The sequence below is a fragment of the Mycolicibacterium vulneris genome, from assembly GCF_002104765.1.
Lineage (GTDB): Bacteria > Actinomycetota > Actinomycetes > Mycobacteriales > Mycobacteriaceae > Mycobacterium > Mycobacterium vulneris.
Genome location: NZ_NCXM01000006.1, coordinates 184,256 through 207,725 on the forward strand (window position 1 = coordinate 184,256; position 23,470 = coordinate 207,725).

General features: G+C 66.0%; 27 protein-coding genes and 1 pseudogene. 15 read left to right on the plus strand and 13 right to left on the minus strand.

Annotation, left to right across the window (positions count from 1 at the left end; all coding sequences use genetic code 11):
- Positions 1–108: 108 nt before the first annotated feature.
- On the plus strand, positions 109–333 hold the full coding sequence (locus tag B8W69_RS08055) for a hypothetical protein (protein ID WP_064878624.1): 225 nt from the start codon (positions 109–111) through the stop codon (positions 331–333).
- Positions 334–343: 10 nt separating this feature from the next.
- On the plus strand, positions 344–691 hold the full coding sequence (locus B8W69_RS08060) for a hypothetical protein (protein WP_085289312.1): 348 nt from the start codon (positions 344–346) through the stop codon (positions 689–691).
- Between the two features lie 54 nt (positions 692–745).
- Here the strand turns inward: B8W69_RS08060 and B8W69_RS30545 are convergent, their stop codons facing one another.
- From B8W69_RS30545 to B8W69_RS08070, 3 genes are all read right to left on the minus strand, one after another.
- The gene (locus tag B8W69_RS30545) at positions 746–913 is read right to left on the minus strand and encodes a hypothetical protein (RefSeq protein WP_165762570.1); all 168 of its coding nucleotides are present in this window, start codon (positions 911–913) and stop codon (positions 746–748) included.
- A gap of 325 nt (positions 914–1,238) precedes the next feature.
- Complete coding sequence (locus tag B8W69_RS08065) at positions 1,239–1,928, minus strand: class I SAM-dependent methyltransferase (RefSeq protein ID WP_281255218.1); 690 nt, start codon at positions 1,926–1,928, stop codon at positions 1,239–1,241.
- A gap of 102 nt (positions 1,929–2,030) precedes the next feature.
- Complete coding sequence (locus B8W69_RS08070; protein WP_085289314.1) at positions 2,031–2,927, minus strand: class I SAM-dependent methyltransferase; 897 nt, start codon at positions 2,925–2,927, stop codon at positions 2,031–2,033.
- A 155-nt stretch (positions 2,928–3,082) separates the two neighbouring features.
- Between B8W69_RS08070 and B8W69_RS08075 the strand changes: the two genes are divergently transcribed.
- Positions 3,083–3,505 carry a nitroreductase family deazaflavin-dependent oxidoreductase gene (locus tag B8W69_RS08075; protein WP_085289315.1) on the plus strand — a complete coding sequence of 141 codons (423 nt, stop codon included), beginning with the start codon at positions 3,083–3,085 and terminating at the stop codon, positions 3,503–3,505.
- Between the two features lie 289 nt (positions 3,506–3,794).
- Complete coding sequence (locus B8W69_RS08080) at positions 3,795–5,378, plus strand: SulP family inorganic anion transporter (RefSeq protein ID WP_085289359.1); 1,584 nt, start codon at positions 3,795–3,797, stop codon at positions 5,376–5,378.
- A gap of 13 nt (positions 5,379–5,391) precedes the next feature.
- Here the strand turns inward: B8W69_RS08080 and B8W69_RS08085 are convergent, their stop codons facing one another.
- Positions 5,392–6,249, minus strand: coding sequence for an LLM class F420-dependent oxidoreductase (locus B8W69_RS08085; RefSeq protein WP_085289316.1), 858 nt, complete (start codon positions 6,247–6,249; stop codon positions 5,392–5,394).
- Positions 6,250–6,538: 289 nt separating this feature from the next.
- Here B8W69_RS08085 and B8W69_RS08090 point away from each other — a divergent pair, with 289 nt between their 5' ends.
- Together B8W69_RS08090 and B8W69_RS08095 are read left to right on the plus strand one after the other, a co-directional pair.
- Positions 6,539–7,462 carry a 2-hydroxyacid dehydrogenase gene (locus B8W69_RS08090; RefSeq protein WP_439330597.1) on the plus strand — a complete coding sequence of 308 codons (924 nt, stop codon included), beginning with the start codon at positions 6,539–6,541 and terminating at the stop codon, positions 7,460–7,462.
- A 153-nt stretch (positions 7,463–7,615) separates the two neighbouring features.
- Entirely contained in the window at positions 7,616–8,041 is a 426-nt protein-coding gene (locus tag B8W69_RS08095) for an ATP-binding protein (protein ID WP_085289318.1), read from the plus strand.
- A gap of 19 nt (positions 8,042–8,060) precedes the next feature.
- Here the strand turns inward: B8W69_RS08095 and B8W69_RS08100 are convergent, their stop codons facing one another.
- The gene (locus tag B8W69_RS08100; protein WP_085289319.1) at positions 8,061–9,278 is read right to left on the minus strand and encodes a cytochrome P450; all 1,218 of its coding nucleotides are present in this window, start codon (positions 9,276–9,278) and stop codon (positions 8,061–8,063) included.
- A gap of 224 nt (positions 9,279–9,502) precedes the next feature.
- Here B8W69_RS08100 and B8W69_RS08105 point away from each other — a divergent pair, with 224 nt between their 5' ends.
- On the plus strand, positions 9,503–10,330 hold the full coding sequence (locus tag B8W69_RS08105; protein WP_085289320.1) for a formate/nitrite transporter family protein: 828 nt from the start codon (positions 9,503–9,505) through the stop codon (positions 10,328–10,330).
- A 50-nt stretch (positions 10,331–10,380) separates the two neighbouring features.
- On the opposite strand, the gene B8W69_RS08110 is transcribed toward B8W69_RS08105, so the two are convergent.
- Positions 10,381–11,739 (minus strand): WS/DGAT/MGAT family O-acyltransferase, encoded by a 1,359-nt coding sequence (locus B8W69_RS08110; protein ID WP_085289321.1) that lies wholly within the window; start codon positions 11,737–11,739, stop codon positions 10,381–10,383.
- A 160-nt stretch (positions 11,740–11,899) separates the two neighbouring features.
- Here B8W69_RS08110 and B8W69_RS08115 point away from each other — a divergent pair, with 160 nt between their 5' ends.
- The gene (locus tag B8W69_RS08115; RefSeq protein WP_085289322.1) at positions 11,900–12,883 is read left to right on the plus strand and encodes a methylenetetrahydrofolate reductase C-terminal domain-containing protein; all 984 of its coding nucleotides are present in this window, start codon (positions 11,900–11,902) and stop codon (positions 12,881–12,883) included.
- A complete protein-coding gene (locus tag B8W69_RS08120; protein WP_085289323.1) occupies positions 12,880–13,635 on the plus strand; it encodes a class I SAM-dependent methyltransferase in 756 nt (251 codons plus the stop codon). Before B8W69_RS08115 ends, B8W69_RS08120 begins: the two co-directional genes overlap by 4 nt.
- Before the next feature lie 9 nt (positions 13,636–13,644).
- Here the strand turns inward: B8W69_RS08120 and B8W69_RS29810 are convergent.
- The 3 genes and pseudogenes from B8W69_RS29810 to B8W69_RS08130 form a co-directional block, all read right to left on the minus strand.
- Positions 13,645–13,716, minus strand: a pseudogene (locus tag B8W69_RS29810) (phosphate transport system regulatory protein PhoU); the annotation flags it as partial.
- Between the two features lie 90 nt (positions 13,717–13,806).
- A complete protein-coding gene (locus B8W69_RS08125; protein ID WP_085289324.1) occupies positions 13,807–15,138 on the minus strand; it encodes an MFS transporter in 1,332 nt (443 codons plus the stop codon).
- Between the two features lie 299 nt (positions 15,139–15,437).
- Positions 15,438–16,013, minus strand: coding sequence for a hemerythrin domain-containing protein (locus tag B8W69_RS08130; protein ID WP_085289325.1), 576 nt, complete (start codon positions 16,011–16,013; stop codon positions 15,438–15,440).
- Between the two features lie 348 nt (positions 16,014–16,361).
- On the opposite strand from B8W69_RS08130, the gene B8W69_RS08135 reads away from it, so the two are divergent.
- The 3 genes from B8W69_RS08135 (at position 16,362) to B8W69_RS08145 (ending at position 18,373) form a co-directional block, all read left to right on the plus strand.
- Positions 16,362–17,246 carry a cyclopropane mycolic acid synthase family methyltransferase gene (locus B8W69_RS08135; protein WP_085289326.1) on the plus strand — a complete coding sequence of 295 codons (885 nt, stop codon included), beginning with the start codon at positions 16,362–16,364 and terminating at the stop codon, positions 17,244–17,246.
- 145 nt (positions 17,247–17,391) lie between these two features.
- A complete protein-coding gene (locus tag B8W69_RS08140; protein ID WP_245843165.1) occupies positions 17,392–17,907 on the plus strand; it encodes a hypothetical protein in 516 nt (171 codons plus the stop codon).
- Between the two features lie 112 nt (positions 17,908–18,019).
- Positions 18,020–18,373 (plus strand): VOC family protein, encoded by a 354-nt coding sequence (locus B8W69_RS08145; protein WP_064878557.1) that lies wholly within the window; start codon positions 18,020–18,022, stop codon positions 18,371–18,373.
- 32 nt (positions 18,374–18,405) lie between these two features.
- Here the strand turns inward: B8W69_RS08145 and B8W69_RS08150 are convergent, their stop codons facing one another.
- Both B8W69_RS08150 and B8W69_RS08155 read right to left on the minus strand, forming a co-directional pair.
- Positions 18,406–18,672 (minus strand): YdeI/OmpD-associated family protein, encoded by a 267-nt coding sequence (locus B8W69_RS08150; RefSeq protein WP_085289328.1) that lies wholly within the window; start codon positions 18,670–18,672, stop codon positions 18,406–18,408.
- Positions 18,669–19,562: an SCO6745 family protein gene (locus B8W69_RS08155; RefSeq protein ID WP_085289329.1), complete on the minus strand. Its 894-nt coding sequence runs from the start codon at positions 19,560–19,562 to the stop codon at positions 18,669–18,671. Before B8W69_RS08155 ends, B8W69_RS08150 begins: the two co-directional genes overlap by 4 nt.
- Before the next feature lie 80 nt (positions 19,563–19,642).
- Between B8W69_RS08155 and B8W69_RS08160 the strand changes: the two genes are divergently transcribed.
- Positions 19,643–20,362, plus strand: a complete 720-nt coding sequence (locus B8W69_RS08160) for an NUDIX hydrolase (protein WP_085289330.1) — start codon at positions 19,643–19,645, stop codon at positions 20,360–20,362.
- Between the two features lie 35 nt (positions 20,363–20,397).
- Here the strand turns inward: B8W69_RS08160 and B8W69_RS08165 are convergent, their stop codons facing one another.
- Entirely contained in the window at positions 20,398–21,153 is a 756-nt protein-coding gene (locus B8W69_RS08165) for a haloacid dehalogenase type II (protein WP_085289331.1), read from the minus strand.
- A gap of 93 nt (positions 21,154–21,246) precedes the next feature.
- Between B8W69_RS08165 and B8W69_RS08170 the strand changes: the two genes are divergently transcribed.
- Both B8W69_RS08170 and B8W69_RS08175 read left to right on the plus strand, forming a co-directional pair.
- On the plus strand, positions 21,247–22,299 hold the full coding sequence (locus tag B8W69_RS08170; RefSeq protein ID WP_085289332.1) for a ketopantoate reductase family protein: 1,053 nt from the start codon (positions 21,247–21,249) through the stop codon (positions 22,297–22,299).
- A gap of 24 nt (positions 22,300–22,323) precedes the next feature.
- On the plus strand, positions 22,324–22,746 hold the full coding sequence (locus B8W69_RS08175; RefSeq protein ID WP_245843166.1) for a class I SAM-dependent methyltransferase: 423 nt from the start codon (positions 22,324–22,326) through the stop codon (positions 22,744–22,746).
- A 12-nt stretch (positions 22,747–22,758) separates the two neighbouring features.
- Here B8W69_RS08175 and B8W69_RS08180 read toward each other — a convergent pair whose 3' ends face one another.
- Positions 22,759–23,364: a PadR family transcriptional regulator gene (locus B8W69_RS08180; protein WP_085289333.1), complete on the minus strand. Its 606-nt coding sequence runs from the start codon at positions 23,362–23,364 to the stop codon at positions 22,759–22,761.
- Positions 23,365–23,470 lie beyond the last annotated feature (106 nt).

Here is a 23,470-nt window from a genome sequence, read left to right on the forward strand (position 1 = left end):
ACCGGGATTAACATAGATGCGTCTAATCCGCGCGCCGGGGCGTGCGGTGCTCATCACTTCGGATGGGCCGGCTCCGAACCCGGCAGCGCCTGCGCGAAAGGCATGCCCATGCTCGCCAGGATTCGCACACTCCTGGAGTATCAGTTGACCATCGCCGAACTGTTGGGCCTGGCAATACTGCTGGGGACCCCGTACCTGATCGTCGGCGTGATCTGGTCGAGCACCCACACCCAGCACCTGCACGACATGCACGGCGCCGATCTGGTGGTGTCGTTCCTCGGCTCGATCGTGTCATGGCCGGTGCTGCTTTTCGCCAACGTGTGCATGACCTAGGAGGCTCGGTATGGTCAACCGCGGCCCGCTGATCGTCTTCGCTGCCGTGGTGTTCCTGGCCGGGGGGCTGTGCGCGCTGTACCTCCCAGTGTTCATCGACGGCTATGATCAATTCGGCTGGCAAGTCAAGTGCGGCAATGGCTTTACGACCGAGCTGAACCAGGCGTCGAGCGCGGACGGACCAGCGGGCCTCAACTATATTGACCAATGCGGTAGCGCGCTGATGGTGCGGCGCCTGTGGGCAATCCCGATGGCGGTCCTGGGCGGGATGACGCTGACCTGGCAGGCAGCAGCGGTACTCGCCCATGACCACCGGCGGCCGGCGCTATCAAGGTCCGCGGCGCAATCGCCATCCTGAGGCCGGGCATGGCTACAAGGGCCAAACACCTTGCGAATAACTATGTTTTGCTGACTACCGTGTGCTCTCGTCGGGAAGGTCGTGCCGAGATTGGTGCAATCCCGGGCCGTCTGGATCTTCGTCCTGGCGATCGAGTTGTTCCTGCAGCTTGCGCTGTTCCTCGGTTGCCTTCCGCGCGTCCTCGGGCGCAGCGGGCGGGTCGAAGTTGACTTGCTGATCCACCGAGATCTCCTCTGAACGTCTGTACTGACTCTATGCAGGATCTCCCGAATGACGGGCCCCGAAACCCGGCCAACCTCGATAGTGCCGATCGCGCTGCTCACGGCGCCGGGAACTCAATATTGGGTGACTACCGCGCGCGGCGCCGTTCGCCGTCGCGTCAGCAGGGCCGGATCGGTACCGGCCCTCGGACTCCAGCGGCTCGGTACAGGGCTTCACCGCGCGCTTCGGGCCTGATCACGTTGGCCGGCAACGAGCCCGGTGACGGCGCCGTATGCTGCCGGAGAGCTGGGACGGCACGTAGGCCGCGCCGCCCTCCGTCGCGCGGTCAGCCGAGGTGCGCGGACAGCAACCAGGCGCCCACGGACTTGCGACCGTTGTCCTCGTCGCGGATGTCGGCACCGGCGAAGGCCTCAAAGCCCGCCAGGAAAGTCTCGGGCACGTTGGCGTGGATGCGGGCCGGCCGGATCTCGTCGATCACCCAGTACTTCGAGACCACCTCGCGTAACTCGGGCTCGGTGACCGCGTTGACGGGGCCATCGGCCGGCATCGCGGCGCGATCGAAGACGAGCACGAAGTACGAGGCGCCCGGCGCCGCGGCCCGCACGATCGACCGCTGATAGCCGTCACGCAACTCCACGGGCATCGAGTGGAACAGGGTGCTGTCGACGATGGTTCCGAAGCGGCCGTCGTAGCCGGTGAAGGCGCTGATATCCGCCACGTCGAAGGTGGCACTGGTGAGACCCCGCCGGGCGGCTTTCTCGGTGGCCAGCGCGATGGCAGTGGGGGACTGGTCCAGACCCACCGTGGTGAAGCCGCGCTCGGCGAGGTACAGCGACACCGCCGCCTCGCCGCAACCGGCATCGAGCACGTCGCCGTGGAACTTGCCGTCCTCGATGAGGGCCGCGATCTCTGGCTGCGGCTCACCGATGCTCCACGGCGGCCGGTTGCCCTCGCCCATCTCGGGAGCCTCACCCCGGTAGGCGGATTCGAACATCTCTTGAGTCGGTTGCGTCACGTCTTCGTTTATATCAACCGCCCTGATATATGTCAACGAAACTGATATAGAGGGCCGCGGTCGCCGGCTTAAACCCCAGCTTTGGGGTTGGCGTTGCTCGTACTAGAGGGTTGCGGTCAGGTACCCGGACGCTTGGCCGAATGAGGCCAGCTCGTCGTTGGGTACCGCGAACCCCTGGGCGGCGAAAGCTTGCTCGGTTGTCCGGATATCGATCCGCCAACCGCGTGCGGCCAGGTATTCGCCGGCGGGATTGCGGTCGCCGGTGTAGAACAACTCGGCCAGATTGATGTTGGAGCCGATGCGCTGAGACCGTTCGGTCAGCTTCTGCGCCCAGTCCGAGGGGATGTCGCGCAGGTCCATATGTTCGGTCGCGATCCGGCTGCCCGGCGCCGAAACGGCGACGATGTTGTCGAACAACCGGTCTTGCGCCTCGGGCGGGAGGTACACCAGGAGTCCCTCGGCGCTCCACGCGGTCGGCTTATGTGCGTCGAACCCGGCCGCCGCGAGGGCCGACGGCCAGTCGTCGCGCAGGTCGATCGACACGGTGCGGCGCTCCGCGGTGGGTGTGGCGCCCAGGCCGGCCAGGGTGTGCGTCTTGAATTCGATCACCTCGGGCTGGTCGATCTCGTACACGACGGTGCCCGCCGGCCACGGCAGCCGGTAGGCCCGGGTGTCCAGGCCGGACGCCAAAATGACGGCCTGCTGGATACCCGATTCGGTGGCCCGCACGAAGAAGTCGTCGAAGAACCGGGTGCGCACCGTGATCTGCTCCTTCACGGCCTGGCGGTTCAGCAGCGGATCGTCGCTGCGGTCAAGCTGATTGTCGAGGAGCTTGACGAAGACATCGCTGCCCACCGCACGGACCAGCGGATCGGCCCAGGGGTCGTTCAGCAAGGGCTCCGGGCCCTGGGACGCGATCGCCCGCTGTGCGGCGACTGCCGTTGCGGTGGCCCCGACGCTGGACGCCAGATCCCACGTGTCGTTCTCGGTGCGGGCCACGCCCCTCTTCCCCGCGCCCTTCGCGCAATTAGTTAGCATAGTTAAGCGACTTCTCGACTGTACTCCTTGGCGCCGGGGCCACCGGTCCAAGCGGCGTCGGCCGTGCAGGGAGCCCCGGGGAATGCGGCGGTGGGGCTCGGGTGTTCGCTGTAGATATGGCTGACGAAATCGAATTGAGCCCGCGGGGTTGGGTGCGCGACCAGACCGAACGGATCCTGAGTCAGGGCACGACCGATGGAGTCGAGGTGTTCGATCGGCCGATCGTTCTGCTGACCGTCACCGGGGCGAAGTCCGGCAAGCAGCGTTATGTCCCGTTGATGCGGGTCGAGAAAGATGGCCGCTACGTCATTGTCGCGTCGCACGGCGGCGCCCCGGAGCATCCGGTTTGGTATTTCAACCTGAAGGCGAATCCGGCGGTGACGCTGCAAGACGGCGATAAGGTTGTCGCACTGACCGCTCGCGAGCTCGAGGGAGCCGAGCGCGAGGAGTGGTGGCAGCGCGCCATTGAGGCGTTTCCCCCCTACGCGGAATACAAGAAGAAGACGCCGCGGCAGATCCCCGTTTTCGTCCTGGAGTAGCCGCTCTCGGTCCCGCGGCGGGCCGCTGGCACCGGGTGCCGAAAAAATTTGCATTCGATATGCACTCGGCTTGTCCGATTGACCCCTTGTGCGCAGCCCGCCTACCTTCGAACGCATAGGCCAGGCGTGTCCCGCCGAACGATGACGTCCAGATAGTTGTAAGTGCCTGCGCCGCGCGGCGTTACGCATTTTCGGCCTGCCGTGACCGGGTGGATATCGAAAGCCCACCGCCGATGATTAATTCAGGGGAGGGCCAGTGCAACACGTGAAACAGCCAGAGCCGCAGGGCATGGGGGACGGCGTTCCATCTCGACGCGACCGGGTGCGTGAGGCCCTGCAATACGACCTGCCGGCCTCGTTGGTGGTCTTCTTGGTGGCGCTGCCGTTATCGCTCGGGATCGCGATCGCCTCGGACGCGCCGGTTCTCGCCGGCCTGATTGCGGCGATTGTCGGGGGAGTCGTCGGCGGATCGATCGGTGGATCGCCGTTACAGGTCAGTGGCCCGGCGGCCGGGTTGACCGTTGTCGTCGCCGAACTGGTATCCCAGTTCGGCTGGGCGGTCACATGTTTCATCACCGTGATCGCCGGGATCCTGCAAGTCCTGTTGGGATTCAGCCGCATTGCCCGCGCCGCCCTGGCGATATCACCGGTGGTGGTGCACGCGATGCTGGCCGGCATCGGCATTACGATTGCGCTACAACAAGTGCACGTGCTGCTGGGCGGTTCCTCGAAAAGCTCGGCCTGGAGCAATGTCACCGGACTGCCCGCACAGATTATGGGTGCGCACCGGCCGGGGCTGGTCCTGGGTCTGCTCGTGATCGCCATTCTGGTTGCCTGGCGCTGGGTTCCGGCCCGGGTGGCCAAAGTTCCCGGCCCGCTCGTCGCGATCGTGGCGGTCACGGCTATTTCAGTGATCTTCCCGTTCAATGTATCCCGCATCGTGCTGGATGGCTCAGTGCTCGATGCGCTGCGCCTGCCGACGCTGCCGCACGGGAATTGGGGAGCTGTCGTCGTCGCCGTCATCACCGTCACGCTGATCACCAGCGTGCAGAGCCTGTTGACCGCGGTATCGATCGACCGCATGCACACCGGCGCGCGAACCGACTTCAACCGCGAGCTGATCGGACAGGGCGCGGCGAACATCGCGTCGGGGGCCATCGGCGGACTTCCCATCGCGGGTGTCATCGTGCGGAGCGCCGCCAACGTGAATGGCGGCGCCAAGACGCGCGCCTCGACGATCATGCACGGCGTCTGGATACTGCTGTTCGCCGTACCGTTCGCGGGACTCGTCGAAAAGATCCCCACCGCCGCGCTTGCCGGCCTGCTCATCGTCATCGGCATCGAGCTGTTGAAGCCTGCCCACATCGAAACCGCATTGCGCAACGGCGATCTCGCCGTCTACCTGGTGACCGTGGTTTGCGTCGTCTTCCTCAACCTGCTGCACGGCGTGATGATCGGCCTCGCGCTGGCCGTCGCCGTGACCGGATGGCGGGTGGTGCGAGCCAGGATCGAGGCCGAGCCCGTTGGTGACGGTTGGCACGTCGTCGTCGAGGGAGCGTGCACCTTCCTGGCGCTGCCCCGGTTGACCGGAGTCTTGGCGTCCGTGCCCGAACGCACTTCGGTCACGATCCACTTGCTCACGAATTATCTCGATCACGCGGCGCACCAGGCGATCAGCGACTGGCAACGCCGGCACTGTGCTACCGGCGGACAGGTCCATGTTCGTGACACGGTGGACGCGGGTGGGCCCGACGTCCTGGCCACCAGCGGTCTCATGGAATCCGTTGGCATCGCAGGGAAGTCATCGAAGGCCAGCCGCCGTAACGTGCACCTGAGCCTGGTCGAGGAGTTGTCCGCGTCCGGGGCCAAGTAACCGCCCGGCGCAGCTACTTCAGGTCGGCGGCGACCTGCTCCAGGGCGGCGAGGTGTTCGTCGACACTCGCGAAACCAGCCTTCATGGTGTTCACCGAAAGATGGCTGGCGCCGGCGGCTTTCCATGCGGCGATGGTGGCGGCGAGCTTGTCGCGGTCCTCGATCCAGCTGACCCGGCCTTCCATTCCGAGGCTCTTCGGGTCGCGGCCGGCCGCTTCGGCCGCGCGGTTCACCTGTTCGAGGGCATGGTCGAGTCCGGGGCCGGGCTCCAGCATCGGAAACCAGCCGTCGCCGAGGCGACCGGCACGCTCGTACGCGCGATCGGAGGCCGCACCGAACCACACCGGTATCGGGCGCTGGGTGGGCAACGGGGCAAGGCCGGCCGCGGTCACCGTGTGGTATTTGCCGTTGTAGGTGACCGACCGTTTGGTCCACAGCTTGCGCATCACCTCGACCTGTTCCTCGGAGCGCCTCCCGCGATTAGTGAACGACTCTCCGAGCGCCTCGTACTCAACGGCGTTCCAGCCCAATCCAATTCCGAATCTGAAGCGGCCCCCGGTGAGCAGATCGACCTCGGCGGCCTGTTTGGCCGCCAACACCGTCTGGCGTTGCGGCAAGATGATCACCCCGGTGACGAGTTCCAGTGAGGTGACCGCGGCCAGGTAGCCGAACATGACGAACGGCTCATGAAAGGTCGAGTCGATGTCGTAGGGCCCCTGGAAGCCGTGATGCACCGTCGGGTCGGCGCCGACGACGTGGTCGTAGGCGAGGATGTGAGTGAACCCCAGTTCCTCGACGCGCTGACCGTAGGCGCGGACGACGGCGGGGTCCGAGCCGAGCTCGGTTTGCGGGAAGACGACTCCAATACGCATTGGGTGTGCAACCACGCCGCATCAGGTTTACTTCCCGTGCAACGAAAAACACAGCGCACCAATCGGCACGGCAAATGTATTGGGGCGGTGTCGTCTTCTCACCTCTCGGCAAGTGGTCGCTCGAGGCGACGGTTCTGGTGTGGTACCCGGGGGAATGGCCGACACCGCTGCGCTCATCAACCACGGCCGTTGTCGGGATATTCCTGCCGGATGATCGAGTCCGTATCGACTTCAGGATGATGTAGTCGTGACGGCGAACAGGGTCAGTGGGGTGCTGGGAGTCGGCGAGATGGAGCCGACGTTCGAACAAGAGTTGGCTGCGCGTTACGCGATTCCGAAGCTGCCCGACGGACCCGCGCGAACGCAGTTCCTCACCGAGCATGGCGCCGGTGTGCGCGTGCTGGTGACATCGGGATCGACCGGCGTCGATGCCGCCACCATCGCGGCGCTGCCCAACCTGGAGGCCATCGTCAACAACGGGGCGGGAGTGGATCTGATCGATTTGGGTGCGGCGAAGCGCCGCGGCATCGGCGTGAGCAACACTCCCGACGTGCTGTCGGACACGGTCGCCGACGCGGCAGTGGGCCTGATCCTGATGACACTGCGCCGTTTCGGTGCCGCCGATCGGTACGTGCGCGCCGGTCGATGGGCACGCGACGGCGCGTTTCCCTATGCCAGAGATGTCAGCGGCCTGCAGGTCGGCATTCTGGGGCTGGGCCGGATCGGGTCGGCAATCGCGACCCGGCTGCTCGGATTCGACTGCGCCATCGCCTATCACAACCGCCACCGCATCGAGGGATCGCCATTTCGCTATGCCGAGTCACCCATGGAGCTCGCCGAGTCGGTCGACGTCCTGGTGATCGCCACCACAGGTGACGCCAAAACGCACAAGCTGGTCGACCGTGCGGTGCTGCAGGCCTTGGGTCCCGAGGGTTACCTGATCAACATCGCACGGGGCAGCGTCGTCGACCAGGACGCGCTGGTGGAATTACTGGCCGCCGGGCAACTGGCGGGCGCGGGCCTGGACGTCTTCGCCGAAGAACCGCAGGTACCGACCGAATTGTTCCACCTGGACAACGTGGTGCTTCTCCCGCATATCGGCAGCGCCACCGCGCGGACCCGGCGGGCCATGGCGCTGCTGGCGATCCGTAATCTCGACAGCTTCCTCGAAACCGGCGAATTGGTCACACCCGTCCTGCCGCCGCGTCGTTAGGACCCGCTTGCACGCGACTCGGCGCGTTGACCTGGCGATTCGGGACGGCTATTCATCTGTGGCCGAAGCGATACTCGCTGAAGGTTATCGCGCCATCCGCATCTGGGTATGCGGCTTTTTATGAGTCGACTATCGCCGGAGACTTCCACGCCGGTGCGGCTGACGCTTGCCGGGACAGCCCGCCCCGATACGGCGGCGGAGTGGCGGCGGGCGCTGCAACGGTGGTTGCAGCAAGAGGTGCGCGCGCCGGAAAAAATTCGTGAGGACGTGGTCCTGGGCGTCAACGAGGCGCTGGCGAATTGTGTTGAGCACGCCTACCGCTCGCATCGCCAGGTCGGCGCCATGAAACTTCAGGCCAGCTACGATCCCGCCGCCGAGTCGATCCGGGTGTGCGTCAGCGACCGCGGAAACTGGCGGAAGCCTTCGTCGAGGCACTCCAGCGACCCCCACGCGTCGCGCGGCATCATGCTGATGCACGGCCTCGCCGACCACTGCACCATCCATGCCCGTCCCAACGGCACCAGCGTCTACCTGGATTACGCGACCGAAGCGGACGCTGCCGGGCATCACCCACGTTGAAGGCCCGGGACCGCCCGGGTCAGGCGCCTGATCGCGCCGACGGCGTGAACTTGACCGGCATCCTTTCCAGACCGCTGACAAAATTCGCCGGGCGCAGCTGTAGCGGCTCGTCCGACGCCAGCCGCATGTCCGGCAGTCGTTTCAGTAGGCGCTCGAGGATGATCGACAGCTCCAGGCGCGCCAGTTGATTGCCCAGACAGAAGTGGGTTCCGAACCCGAAGGCCAGATGATTGTTGGGGTATCGGTCGATGCGGAAGTTCTCCGGATCTCCGAACACCGCCTCGTCGAAGTTCGCCGATTCGAACAGCAGGACGATCTTCTCGCCCTGCTTGAGCTGTGCACCGTGAAACTCCAGGTCGGCGGTCATGGTGCGGGCCATGTTTTTGACCGGGGCGGTCCACCGCAGCATCTCCTCGATCGCGTTGGGTAGCAGGGCCACGTCATTGATTAGCTGCTGGTGCTGTTGCGGGTGCCGCAATATTTGCGCGGTGCCGCCGGACAGCGTGTGGCGAGTGGTCTCGTCGCCGCCGATCAGGAGTAACAACACCTCGGTGACGATCTCATGGTCGGCCAGCTTTTCGCCGTCCACCTCCGCGTGCACCAACACACTGACCAGATCATCGGTCGGATCCGCCTTGCGCGCCGCGATCATGCCCGTCATGTATTCGGTGTAAGCGGCGAACGCGTCCACCGAGACCTGGAAATCCTCCTCTGCGGTCGTGCTGCTGAGCAAGGTCACCATGTCGTCGGACCAGCGAAGGAACATCTGGCGCTCCTCCGGAAGCACCCCGAGCATGTCACCGATCACCGCCATGGGAAGCGGCGCGGCGAGGTCCCAGACGAAGTCGCATTCGCCCCGTTCGCAGACGTTGTCGATCAGCGCATCACACAGGGCGCCGATCGAGTGCTCCCTGTCCTTGACGCGTTTGCGGGTAAAGCCCGCGTTGACCAGCTTGCGTCGCAGCAGGTGCGTGGGGTCATCCATCGCGATCATCATCGGGGGCGCGTCCTGGTCGGGCCGGATGCCGCCGGCATTGGAGAACAGCTCCGGCGCACGCTCGGCGTCGATCACCGCCTGGTAGCTCGCCGCGGCCGCCAGGCCGTTGCGGTCCCGAAAGACTGGTTCGTGTTCACGCATCCAGTGATAGACCGGCCGCGAATCGCCCGCGTAGAAGGCCCCGTCGGTCAGGTCAATGTCGGGCCGCAGCTGGTTGCGCGTATCGATGGTGCTTGGCACGGTTCACCCCTCTCCCGCCGGCGCTGACTTACCGTGGACCTTACAGTAGATGCTGTGGTATTCCCCACAAAAGGTTTTGGTCCGGTCGATCCCCGATGCACGCTGCGGCCCGCCGGGCCGTCTGCACCGCGCGTGTGGCACAGCTAACCCTTCGCGCTGCCGCGGCGCGCCCCGATAAATGGGTATAGGACCTTTCCCGGTCGTTCTACTGCGAGGGATCCGTCATGAACCAGGCCATCCAGCGACAGCTGGGCAAAACCGACAGTCCAATCGAGGACGAGCTCGAAGACGCCTTCAGCAGGATGCTGAGCGAGGGAACCCAGCGGCTGCACCGCAGTTGGCGGGGCGTGCTGGTCACCGGGTTCTTCGGCGGCACCGAGGTGGCACTCGGCGTGCTCGCCTATCTGTCGGTTCTAGACGCCACCCACCGCCCCCTGCTGGCCGGATTGGCGTTCTCGATAGGGTTTTTGGCCCTGCTGCTGGGCCGCAGCGAGCTGTTCACCGAGGGCTTCATCATTCCCGTCGTCACGGTGGCGGCCAAGCGTGCCAGCCTGTCGCAGCTGGGCAAACTGTGGGGCGGCACGATGTTCGCCAACCTGGTCGGCGGCTGGGTGATCATGTGGCTGATCATGACGGGATTTCCCGAATTACATTCGCAGACAGTCGAGTCCGCGACCCACTTTGCTGCCTCGCCACTGTCGGCGCAGAGTTTCTGCCTGGCCGTGCTCGGCGGGATGGTGATCACGTTGATGACCCGGATGCAGCACGGCACCGATTCGGTGCCGGGCAAGATAGCCGCAGCCGTAGCGGCGGCGTTCCTGCTAGCCGGGTTGCGACTGTTTCATTCAATCCTGGATTCGCTTCTCATCTTCGGCGCGCTCGTCACGGGCAAGGCCCCCTTCGGCTACCTCGAATGGTTGGGTTGGTTCAGCTACACGGTCGTCGGCAACCTGGTGGGCGGCCTGCTGTTCGTGACGCTGCTGCGGTTGCTGCGCAGCAAGGACCGGCTGGAAGAGGAAGGCGCCGAAGCCGCTGACGCGGGGGCATCGTGATGGCGCGCCGCATCGACGCACGCGGCAGGCGTCAAGCGATGCAACGCATCTCAGATGCCCGCAATAAGTTCCAGATCCTTCAGGGCCGCCTCCAGGTGGCCGAGCATCCGCTGCAGGTGAGGGACGCTGCGGCGGCAGCCGACCAGACCGAAGTCGAGGTTATTCGCGTTGTTGGTGACGGTGATGTTGACCGCCTGGCCGTCGAGTGGGATCGACAGCGGATAATTTCCGTCTAATCGCGCTCCACGCCAATACAATTGGTCCGCGTTGCCGGTCGAAACGTTCGAGATGACGATGTTGAACGGCGGTGAGGCCGCGGACAGGTAGCCGGGGATCAGACCGAAGAACAGTCCCCCAATGTTGAAGGCGGACAGGGCCAACTGCTGAACCGGAGACAGCTGCCAGAACACCTCTTTGGTCTCGCGGATGGACGCGCTGATCGTCTCCAGCCGCTTCGCCGGGTCGTCGAGGTCTGTTGCGAGGTTGCACAGGAAGGTCCCGACGTTGTTCCCGCTGCTGTCATCGTCGTCTTTACGCAGATTCACCGGGACCATGGCGGTCAGGGGCGCGTCCGGAAGGGCGTTCTGATCGAGGAGGTAGGCGCGTAAAGCCCCGGCGGACATGGCGAGGATGACGTCGTTGACCGTCGTGCCGGTGGCGGCCTTGACCGCCTTGATCCGCTCCAGCGAGTAGGACTGGGCCGCTACCCGGCGGGCGCCGCCGATCCGCACGTTGAACATCGAGCGCGGCGCCCGGAACGGTAGTGTCAATTGTTGTTCGAGCAGCGCGGCGCGCGCGAGCTTGAGCGTCGACGGCGCCAACGCGAGCGCCGAGCCCGCGGTGCGGCCGACCTGGTCGAAGAGGGACGACTGTTGCCGCCGCCCGCTGCGCTGACGCGGCCCCAGGCTCCACGGCACCCGCACCTCGTCGTCGTGTGGATCGGACGTGAAGGCGCGCTGTACAAGGCGTAGCGCCGAGACACCATCCATGAGGGAGTGGTGGTACTTCGTGTAGACCGCATACCGCCCGTCCTGCAGGCCTTCGACGAGATGCGCCTCCCACATCGGACGGTGCCGATCGAGCAGGCTGCCGTGCAGCCGGGACGCCAACTCGAGCAGGTCCCGGACTCGTCCGGGTTCGGGAAGAGCCGACCGGCGCAGGTGATAGTCGAGCTCGACGTCCTTGTCGAAGGACCACGCGACGTTGGTGAGGCCGCCGAAGAAGGCCGGGTGCTTACGGAAGGACGGCTGGATCTCCGTTTGCTCGAGCATCGCGTGATACGCCTCGCGCACGAAGTGGGGGCCGGCGTCCTCCGGCGGCTCGAAGAGCTGCAGCGAGCCCACGTGCATCGGATGTTCGCGTGACTCGCCGATGAGGAACAACGCGTCCGTCGGTGATATCGGTTCCATAGTCGTTCCATTCCCTCCGCTGCGCCGTCCGTCCAGCACATGCCCCTCTCGTATTAGCCGCGCAGAGCGATTGCTAATCGCGAATGCGCATTCGGACTAGCGGTCGGTCAGAGCGCTTGCGTGTGGGTTCGTTTGGGTATTGACGCTCAAGGGGGGTGAGATGCCGGCGGATTCGGGATGTCCCAAGCGGATGGAGTACGGGCCGTGCGGCGGTGTGCGGCCCGACGGGCAGTGCGAGATGCTGCCGAGTCCTTGCGTGTTCGACGATGTGGTGCCGTGGTCGGGCCATAGACCCGCACCCCGTCCGGTAAGTGCCCCGCGGGTGCTCACGGACTTCAGCGCCACGCCCTTTGATCCCGACGACATCGCGGCGACGGCGGCCATCCTGGCATCCGGGTGTGATGCCGTCCTTGTCGGCGAGCACCAGAACAAGCCCGACTTCCCGCCCACCCTCATGGCGTCGCTGCTCCTCGACGCCGGCGTGACACCGTGGATCACCCTGTCATGCCGGGACCGCAACCGCGTGGTGCTCGAGCAGGAGTTGCGGGGACTGCGCAGCATCGATGTCGACACCGTGCTATGCGTGACCGGTGACGGGCGCGGATATGACGTGCGCGCAGACGTCACGCAGACATTCGACCTCGACGGGCCTCGCCTGGTGTCGCTGGCCGCCTCGGTCGGCATGACCGCAGCGGTGCCCGAGACTCCGACCGCCCCGCCCGTGCACCGTCGACCCGCTCGTCTGGTCGAAAAGCAACGCGCCGGAGCCAGTCTGGCTGTCCTGAATCACGTGCCTTTCCCGGACATGGTCGCCGACTTCATGAGGACAGCGCGTTCGGCCGGGCTGACGATCCCGGTGATCGCGGCAGTAGCAGTTTTCACTGACAGCATTTCGGCCGCGGTGCTGGAAGGCTTGCCCGGGCTTGAGCTCGATCCCGCTGTGACACAACGTGTTTTGAGCGCTCCAGATCCGGTGGCCACCGGAATCGCGGCGGCGGTGAGCGAGGCGCGAGCGCTGCTGTCGATCGAGGGCGTCGAGGGCGTCAACGTATCCGGGCTGGCGTCAGCGTCCGGCCCTCGCGTCGGTGCGCAGATCAAGGCGGAGGTCGGTCGACGAATCCGGGCGGAGGAGCGGCGCTTATGACGGACGCGATGGAGGCCGAATTCGACACCGTCGCCGAGTGGACCGCGCAGGTCGCGGCGGATCTGGGGCCCGAGTATCACCTCCCTGCCGGCTGCCGGGGAAGCGGAAGTCCGGCCGCGCTCGATTGGCTCATCGAGCGGATGGCGCTCGCGCCCGATGCGACGCTGTTGGATTCCGGCGCCGGTGTCGGGGGGCCTGCCGCGTACGCCGCGCAATCCGGCGCGGTGCGGCCCGTGCTCGTAGAGCCCGAAACGGGCGCCTGCCGCGCGGCGCGGAAACTGTTCGGCTTCCCGGTGGTGTGCGCACTGGGATCGGCCCTGCCGATGACGGACGCTAGCTTCGACGCCGCCTGGTCGTTGGGCGTGTTGTGCACGACGACGGATCAGCTCGCGTTGCTCATGGAGTTGCGCCGCGTCGTAAGGCCGGGCGGCCGCATCGGCTTGCTGGTTTTCGTAGCACACCGCGAAGTACCGTCAAACGCTCTGGAAGGCAATCACTTTCCCACGCCCGGCGGATTGCGTGAGCTGTTGGCAGGGGCGTCACTTCATGTCGAGCACTGGCTCGGCACAGCGGCCCTTCCGCCGATCGCCGACACATGGAACCGACGCGTCGAGGCCGTGGAGAGCGTCCTCGGCGAGCGGCACGGACACACTGAGGCCTGGCAGCTGGCCGAACGTCAGAGTTCGCGGATCGGGCAGCTGCTCGGCAATGGAACCTTGACCGGCGAGTTGCTGGTGCTGCGTCACGCCTGAGCGAATCGGCTAGCGCCCGGTGGCCTGGAAGATGACGCGGCGGGCGATCTGGACCGTGTGGTCGGCGAAGCGTTCGTAGAAGGGAAACCGATTCTCATCTTCATCGGATAACCCGCCACCGCGAAATAAACGTCCCCGCGCAGAACGGCAGAAAGTCCTTTAGCTTGGCCGCTAGCGGATGTCCTCGGCGAGCGCGCGCGCCTCCCGCTCGGTTTCGACAGCGGGCCCGGAGCCGGGCAACGGCTTGCCGGCGACCTCCGGGGTGAACAGCAACGTGATGGCTCCCACCACGCCAGCGAAGATCAGCATGTAGGCCGGCACCATCACGTTCCCGGTGCCCGATACCAGCGCCTGGGCGATCAGCGGTGTGATGCCGCCGACGAGGGAAATCGAGATGTTGTACGAAATCGCCAGCGCCCCGTAGCGCACGTTGGTGGGAAACAAGGCCGGCAGCATGGCCGGCCCGGTGCTGTCGAAGCACAGTTCCATCAGGCCGATCAGCAGCACACCGATGAAGATCACCGGGTACACGCCACCGAAGCGGATGAGCAGGAATGCCGGGATCGAGGCCCCGATCAGCAGCGCACAACCCGTCCACATGATGGGTTTGACGCCGATGCGGTCGGACAAGGCGGCGACGAGCACTACGGTGACCATCAGGATCGCCAGCGTCGAGACGATCATCACCAGTCCGGCGGTGCGCCCGACGCGCACGAAGAGTCTGAGGTAGGTCGGCAGATATCCGGTGAGCATGAAGTCGGCGACCTGGGAGGTCAGCACCAGCGCTGCGCAGATCAGCATCGGGCGCCACTGGGCCGCGACCATGCGCAGCATTTGCTGCGGTCCTTGGCCACCCGACGCGGGTGCACCGTCGGTCGCGCTCTGGTAGGCGGAGGACTCCTTGAGTCGGAGCCGTAGGTACAGGGCGACCAGGCCGAAGGGTAGCCCCAGCAACAGCGGAATCCGCCAGCCGTACGTGAGCATGTCGTCGTCCGGCAGCCAGGTCTGCAGGCCGGTCACCAGCAACCCGGCCAGGACGAATCCGACCAGGTTGCCCATCGGCAAGAAGCCGACCATCATGCCGCGTTTGTGGTCGGGGGCCTGCTCGACGAGATAGGTCATCGCGCCGACGTACTCGCCGCCGGTCGACAGGCCCTGAAAGACTCGTGCGAGGACGAGCAGGATCGGCGCCCAGATGCCGATGGTGCTGTAGGTGGGCAGCAGGCCGGTCATGGTGGTGCTCACCGTCATCATGAGGATGGTGACCACCAGCACCCGGTGACGTCCGATGCGGTCGCCCAGCGGCCCGAAGATGAATCCGCCGAGCGGGCGCACGACAAAGGCCGCCGCCAGCGTGCCGAAGGTCGCGATGAGGTGGACGCCGCTGACGCTCTTGCCGGGGTAAAACACCTGGGCGATCGTGGTGGCGATGTAACCGTAGACCCCGAAGTCGTACCACTCCATGAAGTTGCCGATGGCGGTACCCATGATGGTCTGCCGCATCGCTGGATCGGCGACCCTGATGTCTTTACGGGTCCATTTCCTCCGGCCGCGTCGAGTAACCATCGGATGATGGCTTACCCGAAACATTCCCGGGACGAACCGGCGGGGTGGGGTAATGAGACCTTTGTCCGGGTTACCCGGAGACCGCCGCGATCATCCGGCCAGGCCGCGGGCGGACGTCATCGATTCCGGAAAACGCCAGCTAGGCGTGTGTCGCCGACGCCGCGGACGACGACATCGCGCCGGCTCCTGAGCCGACTTTGGTTATTCGCGTCACGTCCGCTGGTTCGCGGCGTGGTTCATTGGCCTTTCAAGCTCCCGATGCGCAGCGAGAAATCGGCGGCTTTGGACGGCGGCGAGTCCTCGAACTGCTCGACGTAACCCTGGGGGTCACGGTCGGTGATCGGCAGCCCCTCGGTGGTCGGGTGCTCGGCCATGAACTCGCTGTATTGACGCCCGAGCGCGTCGCGGAGCCCGATCGGGGCGTTGCGGCGGAAGTCCGACAGCCCTTCGCGTTCCTCCTCGCCCATGTGATCGTCGTTCGCCTCCCGGGTGCGCCCGACGGCGGCCCACCATTGTTCGCTGCCCAGCGCGGCGGCGTTGGCGTCGCGCACACCGTCGCGAATGTCGTTGTGATCGCCGATCGCGTCGAGGGTCTCGCCCTCGGCGTCGGCACCCCCGCGTTTCAGCAACTGCGGGTAGAAGATCTTTTCCTCGATGTAGGCGTGCACGTCGAGCTTGTCGGCGAGCGGACCCCATACTCGCTGGAGCGCGGCCTGGTCGTCGGGGCGCTGGGCCTGCAGATCGTCCAGGCGCGCGAACTGTTCGCGGAACCACTCGTGGTCGGCCAGGATCAACCTGGTGATGTCTGCCATCGGTGAGTTCCGCCTCTCTGGATCCCGGTGAGCCGGGGCTTACCCCGTTTACCAGCTGAGGTAACAACGCGACGCGGGATCCGTCAACCGTGTTCGCTGCCTGGCTTGCGGCCCTTGACCGAGTTGTCCTGCGCCGCAGTAAAATCACCAATTTGACGCATGCGTAAGCCCTTTGATGGTCGTGCGCCGCCGGCGACACCGTCGGCCTCGTGCCCATCGGCGCCGTGGCCCTGAACAGGAACTGGCCGGGAGGGCGCGGTTATCCGGGCGGATACACTGGGGCGGTCAGTTCGGCGATCAGCTTCGATCGCACCCGTAAACCAATAAGAATCAGTCAGAGGTTGTGCCTTGTCCGAAAAACCCGGCGATGCCGTCAGCTTGGAACCGCATTTCGAGGACGTACAAGCGCACTACGACCTGTCCGACGAATTCTTCGCGCTCTTCCTGGACCCGACGCGGACTTATAGCTGCGCCTATTTCGAGCGCGACGATATGACGCTGGAAGAGGCGCAGTACGCCAAGGTCGACCTCTCGCTGGGCAAGCTCGGGCTGCAGCCGGGCATGACATTGCTCGACATCGGGTGCGGGTGGGGCACCACGATCGTCCGCGGCCTGGAGAACTACGACGTCAACGTCGTCGGCCTCACGCTCAGCCGCAATCAACAGGCACACGTGCAGCGCCGCCTGGACAGCCATCCTTCGCAGCGGTCCAAGCGGGTGCTGCTGCAGGGCTGGGAGCAGTTCGACGAGAAGGTCGACCGGATTGTCTCGATCGGCGCCTTCGAGCACTTCGGGCGCGACCGGTACGACGAATTCTTCAAAAAGGCCTACGAGGCGCTACCGGCCGACGGCGTTATGATGCTGCACACCATTATCAAGCCCAGCGACGAGGAATTCGCGGAGCGCGGCCTGCCCATCACCATGACCAAGCTGCGCTTCATGAAATTCATCATGGACGAGATCTTCCCGGGCGGAGACCTGCCGCAGGCCAAGGGCGTCGTGGAGCACGCCGAGCGTGCCGGCTTCGGTGTGAAGCTGATTCAGCCGCTGCGCCTGCACTATGCCCGCACCCTCGACACCTGGTCGGCCGCGCTCGAGGCGCGCCGCGACGAGGCCATCGCGATTCAGTCCGAAGAGGTCTACGACCGGTACATGAGGTACCTGACCGGATGCGCGGACCTGTTCCGCGAGGGCTACACCGACGTCGCGCAGTTCACCCTGACCAAGGGCTGACGGCGGGTCCACTTCCAGGCCGATCGCACTTTCCGATTGGCCGGAGGGCGGTTTACCGGTGCATTTTCGCGGGTAATTCCACGGCAACAACCTGATTCGGTGGGTGCCAGTTTCCTTCGGCGCAACGCCGCTGGAAGGACCGACCGTGAGCGCCAAACACCGCATGCCGGAGTTACCGGAGCAAAGGCCGACGTTGATCGATCACCGTCAGCGGCGCGGCCTGTCCGGTGCTGCGAAGGTGTGCGACATCATCTCCGCTTCGTTGTTGTGTGCCGCCTGCCTGACAGCGTTGGTGCTCAACGGAGGCCAGCACGAGAAGCGCAGTGTCGCAGCCAGTCTCGAGCCGCCGACCGTCTCGCAGCCGGTGAGTCAGGAAGGCACCGTGGTGGCCGTGTCGGCAGACTCGGTGACGATGCGCGGCACGGACGGCCACATCCAGACCTACCACTTCACCCCGAACACCACCGTCGTCACGCATGGCGCACGCCAACCCATCACCGCCGCGCCGCATTTCACGGTCAATGACAAGGTCGTCGTGGTCGGGACGATCGAGGGCGGTACGGCGCTGGCCACCGCGGTGGCCTACCGCGGCGCGGGGCACGGTGAGGCTCCGCCGATGGATTACCTTGACGGCCAAGCGGTTCCGGCCGGCGCCGCCTGAGGTTCAACTTCGGAACCCGCGTTTCCCCAGCCGACTGCGTCAGCCGGGCGTCGCTCGCCGCGGGTATGCGCGCCCGGCCTAGTCTGGTAGTGAACCGGACACAGGAGGTGCCATGGGCGAGCACGAAGCAAAGATGATCATCCTGTCGACCGACGACCTGGATGAGTCGATCCGGTTTTACAGCGAGACGTTGGGCATGCCACTGAAGTTTCGCGATGGCGCGCACTTCGCGGCCCTCGACGCGGGCCCGGTCACGCTGGCGCTGGCGACCGCGGTCGACCACCCCATCCCCGGGCAGGTCGTGGTCGGCATCAAGACCGCGGATGTCGATGCCGCTGCGAAGGCCGTCGAGGCCAGCGGCGGAGGCATCGTGAAGGGCCCCTATGACGATGCCCACGAACGACGCGCGGTGGTCTATGACAACAAGGGCAACGGCTTGGTGTTCTACAAGCCATTGGCCCGGTAGCAGCGCCGTATTTCGAGAGTGCCGCTGCGCGTTTACTTTCCGGTGCGCTCGCGGTGTTTGCAGCCCGGCCAGCAGCAAGGCCGGCGCTTGCCCTCTTCCAACTCCTCCTGGGTCCGGCGGATGCGGCGTTCCCGGGTCGCCTGCTGCTTGGCATCTTCGACCCAGCAGATGAACTCGTTTCGGGCCAGCGGAGTGATGTCCCGCCACGCGGCGAGCGCGGTCGGGTTGCCGATGAGCGACTCACGCAGGTCCGTAGGCAATTTGTGCACGACTCCGCCGGGCACCCGCCGGCCGCTCATCGGCTGACCAGATGCGCGCTGTCGTCGTGTAGTTCGTCGCGGCGCAACGTCATCGGGGTGAGAGCGGGAACATCACCGCCCGCGACCACGGCGCGGGTGATCGGGGTGAGCGCCTGGAACAGCGTCTCCACCTCGTCGTCGCTGAGCGCGTCGAGCGCGGACAGGGCCAGTGTATCGGTCGTCAACTCGACGTGGTCCTTCAATTCCCGTCCGGCCGGGGTCAGTGTTCCGTCGCCGTTGAGCAGCCCACGCTCGGCAAGCCGTTGCTCGTGGTGACGCCAAGTGGTCTCGTCGTAGTCGCGGGTGCGGGCGATGTAATCGCGAGAGACATTGCCCGCCGCGGCGTGCACGACGTTGGACTCGCGGCCAGAGATGCCGGCAGCGGCCAGCACCGCCACGTGCGCGTCGCCGCGCTGCTCACGCAGCAGCGTCGTGGCGTGCCACAGCGCGGACAGCGGGTCGTCCGGCCAGGGCAGCGCCAGGTTCGCGGCGAACAGCGGACGCGCGTCGAGCGGAGCATGACGCGCCGCCCGGCCCGCCAGTTCGGCTGCAACGCGGATGTTTTCGTCCGAACCCAGGCCGTAGCGGCGCAGCGCCGCCACCGCGGACTCTTGCCGGGCCTGCAAAGCGGCCTGCGGACCCGCGATCTCCCATGCCGCCGGCAGCGCCTTGGCGACCCGTTCGGGTGCGAAGTTGTAGAAGATGGCGCTGACCACCTCGCGGGGCGCCGCGCCCAACGGTGCCGAGCGGGCCGCGAAATAGCCCATCCAGAAACCCCGATAGCCCAGCGCGTCCAACGCCGCCCGCGCCTCGGGCGCGAAGTAGGTCACCGCGTGCACCGGCTCATAGCGATCGAAGAAGCGTCGGGCCAGGGCCGGATGTCGTCGCATGCTCGCAGTTAATCACTGGCGCGGGCCACGACCAAGCACGGACCTGCGGTACGAAAGGCACCTCCGCCTAGGCTCGAGAAGTGACCATCCCGTATGACCAGCCATTGCGTGAGCGAATTCGGAACAACCTGGCCGGCCACCACCGCCGCACGGTAACCGATCCGACGAAGCGGCACGCGGCCGTCGCGGTGGTACTGGTGGATTCGGAGGTGGGGGAGGACCGGGTCGATCCGGCGTCGGTGGACGAGTGGAACGGCGGGCGGCCGATGCCTGCTGTCCATTTGGACGGCCGCATGGTCGACGTGTCCGGCGGCGCCGCGTTCTTGCTGTGCCGCAGGGGATCTCGGCTCACCTCACATGCGGCGCAGTGGGCACTGCCCGGCGGCCGGCTCGATCCGGGCGAGACGGCGGTCGACGCGGCGCTGCGGGAATTGCGGGAGGAGATCGGCGTCGAGCTGTCCGATTCGACCGTGCTGGGGTTGCTCGACGACTACCCCACCCGGTCCGGGTATGTGATCACCCCGGTGGTGGTCTGGGGCGGGGGACGGCTCGAGCTTCGACCCGCGCCCGACGAGGTCGTGGCCGTGTACCGGGTCGGGCTGCACCAACTCCAACGCGACGACTCGCCGCGATTCATCACCATTCCGGAAAGCCCGCGACCGGTCGTGCAGATCCCGCTGGGCAACGACCTCATCCACGCCCCGACCGGCGCTGTGCTGCTGCAATTGCGTTGGCTGGGTCTGGAAGGGCGAGCCGACCCGGTGGACGAATTGGAACAACCGGTCTTCGCCTGGAAGTAGCCATCGCCCAACGCCTCCCGCGAGGGCGACTGACGTCAGCGTTGGTCCGGCGTCCCGAACAGCGAGGCCGCCAATTCGATCAGCGATGCGCCCGAGACATCCCAGGCGCCCGGGGGCGGCGGGTCCGTCGGCCGGCCTGGTCCGTATTCGTCTGGGCGCGCGACGAAACCGGTGGCCAGCCCGCTGGTCTGGGCCGCCTCGAGGTCGGAGGGGTGTGCTGCCACCAGCATCACCTCACCGGGTTCCAGACCCAGCAACTCCGCGGGCGTCCGATACGCACGCGGGTCGGGCTTGAAGGCTTTGCTGACGTCGGAACCGAGCACCACGTCCCACGGCAGGCCGGCGTACTTCGCCATATCGACCAGCAGTCCGGTGTTGCCGTTGGACAGCGGCCCGACGATGACGTGCCGTTTCATGGCCTCGATGCCCTCGACGCTGTCCGGCCAGGGTGGCAGCCACCGCCACGACCGGGCCAGGTCGTCCACCTCACCGCCGGGCAGCGCCTCGGCGGCGACGCCGAACTTCTCGAACGATTCGAGCAGGTTTTCTCGATGCAGGACGTCCAGCGACACGAATTCCCGACGGCCCGAGCGGACTTCGGCCATCGACGGGAGGTAGCGACCGCGCCACTCCAGCGCAAATGCGGCCGGGTCGAGGCTGAGCTGGTGGCGGTGCGCGAAACGCCCTACCGAGGCCGCGATCCCGGAACGCCAGTCGACGACCGTTCCGAAGGTGTCGAACAACACGGCACGCACGGCGCGCCCGGTCGAGGGCGAGCGGTAATCGGTCATTACCTCAGGCTAACGCCGCGCTCGGCGGCGCGGCCGGGCGGCGACACGTAATCTCGCCGTTGAGGATTGCAACTTCACCGAGAGGGCGTGGCAATGCCGGCTTCCGACGTAAGCCGATATGTGATCGTTGGCGCCGGCGCCATCGGCGGCACCCTGGGCGGATTGTTGGCGCGCGCCGGAGCTCCCGCCGTATTGGTCGCCCGGGGCCGCCATGCCGAGGTGCTGGCGGCCGACGGTTTGACGCTGAGGACGCCCGACGGCACGTTCCGCACACCGGTCTCGGTCACGTCGCGCCCTGAGCAGGTGCATTTGACCGAGCACGACGTGCTGGTCTTCGCGACGAAAACGCAGCAACTCGACGCGGCCCTGCAGGAGTGGGTGGACCGGCCGGTACAGGGGACGGACGGCACCGCGGGCGAACTGCTCCCGGCGATGACCGCGCTCAATGGTATTGCCGCCGAGGAGAAAGCGCTTCGCTACTTCGCGCGCGTATTCGGCATCTGCGTGTGGTTGCCGGCCGTCCATCTGGAACCCGGCGAGGTGATCGTGCGGTCCTGGCCGATCGCCGGCCAGTTTCACCTCGCACGGTGGCCCGCGGCGGTCACAACCGCGGCCGACGCCGACTTTTTGACCGGCCTTGCCGAGACCTGGAGCGCGGCGGGCATCCGTACCCGCGTCACGTCCGACGTCGCGCCCTGGAAATACAACAAGCTACTGAGCAACCTGGGAAACGGGGTGGGGGCGCTGACAGCCGGCGCGACCGATGCCAGCGAGATTCTGGCCGCGTTACGCGCCGAGGGCGAAGGCGTGTTGCGTTACGCCGGAATCGAATTCGTCTCCTTCGAAATCTCGAAAGCGGTGCGTGCCGACGGACCGACCATCCGTCCGGTTCCCGGATGGGACAACGGGTCGACCAACTCCACCTGGCAGTCGTTCACCCGCAATACCGGCAACGCCGAGACCGACTTCTTCAACGGCGAGATCGCCCGGATCGCACACCGCAATGGCATCGCGGCGCCGCTGAATGCTGCGGTTGCACGCGCGGTCCGCGTCGCGGTGCGCGAGGGCGCGGAACCCGGGCGCTACTCGGCGGCGCAACTGGCGCAGGTGTTGGGAATCGACGCGAGCGCTCCATCGCAGGCCTGATCGGACGCGACGCGCCGGGTCGCGGTGGGCGAGCTGATTGCCGCGGGGTTCGATCCCGGCCAACCGACGGCATGGGCGCTTGAGGGCTTGCTGCCGTATCTTCCTGGGCCAGCGCAGGATGCGCTGTTCGACAAGCTGCACGACTTGTCGGCTGTCGGCAGCCACCTGGCCGCCGAGCTCGGGCCGGCGCCCGGTGAAGTGCAGGAGTTCGCCGATAACGTCCCCACCATCAGCCAAGACACCGGCCAGCCGCCGGTCGCCGAGCTGTGGTACGACGATCCGCGCACGGACACCAAAGACTTTCTGGCCCAGCGTGGTTGGCAGGTCACCGGCGTCGACTTGGTCGATAAGGCGGCCATCGAGTATGGACGGCCCTTCCAGGAGTTGCCCGTGGTCTTCGACCGGTTGATGCGCACCAAATCCTTCACCGCGGTCCGCAAAGGCTAACCGTTTCGCAACTCACCGGCGGGTAGCGGCCCGGCGTCCTGATCGCCCGGTGCGCGCCACACCGGCCGACAAGCGAGCTTCGACGATGCTCAGCGTGCGTTCGGCCCATCGAATGTTCTCCTCTTCGAACGAGATTCCGCGCATCAGCGTCAGGTACGGCCCAACTCGTTCGGCCCGGGCGAGGTAGTCCTCTTCGCTACGGCCGTCCAGCATTCGCATCCGCAACCGTTCGTAGCGCTGCACTTTGGCGCTCGCCCAGTCCCGCCGTTCGCGAATGAATTCGCGGACGGCGTCGATGTCTCCGGCGTCGGCGGCCTGGACCTTGACCAGCAATTCATCACGGATGACCGACGGCTTCGGCGCCTTCGCCGTGAACTGCCGGATAGCGTCACGTCCGGCGTCGGTCAGCGAGAACATGCGCTTGTTAGGCCGGCGTTCCTGCCGCACGATCCGGGCCTGGATGAGACCCTGCTCGGCGAGCCGGTCGAGTTCGCGATACAGCTGCTGCGGGGTGGCCGGCCAGAAGTTCGCGACCGAGGCGTCGAAGTCTTTGGCCAGGTCGTATCCGGACGATTCGCCCTCGAGGAGGGCGGCCAACACCGCGTCACGCAGCGACATCGGTCGATGTTACAACGATGCGACTAATCAACAAAGTGATTAATCGCACTCTGGACTTCCAGGTGCGCGCGCCCTAGCGTCGATTCCACTTGCTCAACTAGTTGAC